The sequence below is a fragment of the Nocardiopsis prasina DSM 43845 genome, assembly GCF_000341265.1.
In the GTDB taxonomy this organism is placed as follows: Bacteria; Actinomycetota; Actinomycetes; order Streptosporangiales; family Streptosporangiaceae; genus Nocardiopsis; species Nocardiopsis prasina.
The window spans coordinates 1-1,802 of the sequence record NZ_ANAE01000185.1 but is presented as its reverse complement, the minus strand read 5'-3'; the positions used below and the strand labels follow the sequence as shown (position 1 = coordinate 1,802).

The window sequence follows — 1,802 nt, the reverse complement described above, 5'->3', positions numbered from 1 at the left end:
CCTGGCTGACCGGCCGGGCCACGCGCAGGGTGGTGGTCCAGGGTGGCTGACGCGCTCACGCGGGGGCGGAGTGCCCCGGCTTCCCCGAACCCCCTCACGGACCTGGGCCCGGAGCTGCGCACGTACGCCCGCCTCGCCTGGACCTGGACCCGCGCGGTCGCCCAGTACCCGATGGCGCTGTCCCTGTTCACCTTCGGGATCACGCTCGCCTCGCTGGCCGAGATGGGCGCCGTCGTCGTGGTGTTCGCCCACGCCGGGACGCTGGCGGGGTTCACGGTGTACGAGGGCCTGCTCGTCTACGCGCTGGCCGCGTTCTCCTTCGGCGCCGCGCAGCTGCTCACGGGCTCGGTGGACCGCCTCGGCGACCACATCCGCACGGGCAGCTTCGACACCATGCTGGTCCGCCCCGTGTCCCCGCTGGTGCAGCTGGCGGCGGACCAGTTCTCGCCCCGCCGCTTCGGCAGGATCGTCCCGGCCGTGGTCGTGCTGGTGTTCGCCCTGGTCATGTGCGACATCGACTGGACCGTCGGGCGGGCGCTCATGGTCCCGGTGCTGCTGGCCTCGGGAGTGACCATCTGCACCTCGGTGTGGCTGATCGCGGGCTGCCTCCAGTTCTTCGCCACCGACGCCCGTGAGGCCGCCAACTCGGTCACCTACGGCGGGCAGGCGCTCACCGAGTACCCCATCGCGATCTACGGCCGAGGTCTGGTGCGGTCGGTGACCTACGTGGTGCCGCTGGCCTTCGTGAGCTGGCAGCCCGCGCTGCACCTGCTGGACCGGTCCGATCCGACCGGCCTGCCCGAGTTCCTGCGCTTCCTCGGCCCCGTCGTGGCGGTCGTCCTCGCCCTGGCCGCGTCCCTGGTGTGGCGGTTCGGTCTGCGCCGCTACCGCTCCACCGGCAGCTGACCCCCGCCGAGACCGGCACGGCTGACCCGGGCACCGTCCCGGACGCTCGAAGGCCGACGCTCCCTCCGACCCGACCCGACCCGACCCGACTCCAGACTCCCGAGCCCCGATCCGATCCCAAACCCGACCGTCCGACCGTCCGAAAGGAGTGTGCCCACTTGCGGGTCCACGCAGCGGTGTACGCCCGAGGGCTGCGCCGCCACTCGACCTACCGCGCCGCCCTCGTCGCGGGCGCCCTCACCAACTCGGTCTTCGGCGCGATCAACGCCATGGTGCTCCTGGCCGTGTTCGCCGCCCGTCCGGAGATCAACGGCTACGACGCCACCGACGCCGTCACCCAGGTGTTCGTCGGCCAGGCGCTGATCGCCGTCACGATGATCGTCAACACCGCCCCCTCCCTCGACCTGGCCGAACGCGTGCGCGGCGGCGACGTGGCCACGGACCTGCTCCGCCCGGTGCCGCTCCTGGGCTGGTGGATGGCGGAGGACCTCGGCCGGGCCACGTTCACGTTCCTCTTCCGTGGCGTGCCCACCTTCTGTGTCGGCCTGCTCCTGTTCGACGTGGTCGTGCCGGACGGCGCGGTCCAGTCCGTGGCTGTCCTGCTCTCAGTGGTCCTGGCCGCCGTGATCGGGTTCGCACTCCGCTACCTGTGCTCGCTGAGCGGGTTCTGGCTGATGGACACCCGGGGCCTGTGGATGGCGAGCGGTCTGGTCGCGCCGGTGGCCGCGGGGATGCTGCTGCCGCTGGCCCTGTTCCCGACCGCTCTGGCCGACGTGCTGCGGTGGCTGCCGTGGGCGTCGATGGTGCAGATCCCGGCGGAGATCCTGCTCGGCAAGGAGTCGCTGCCGGGCGGGAGCGCGTTCGGCGGGTTGGCGTTGCAGTCGGGGTGGGCGGTG

At 72.3% G+C, this 1,802-nt stretch carries 2 protein-coding genes; both read left to right on the top strand.

The window, feature by feature from the left end:
- Positions 1-42: 42 nt before the first annotated feature.
- Positions 43-906, top strand: coding sequence for an ABC transporter permease (locus D452_RS0122690; protein WP_017546433.1), 864 nt, complete (start codon positions 43-45; stop codon positions 904-906).
- A 158-nt stretch (positions 907-1,064) separates the two neighbouring features.
- The coding region (locus tag D452_RS0122685; protein WP_040694644.1) for an ABC transporter permease at positions 1,065-1,802 on the top strand (738 nt) is incomplete at its 3' end.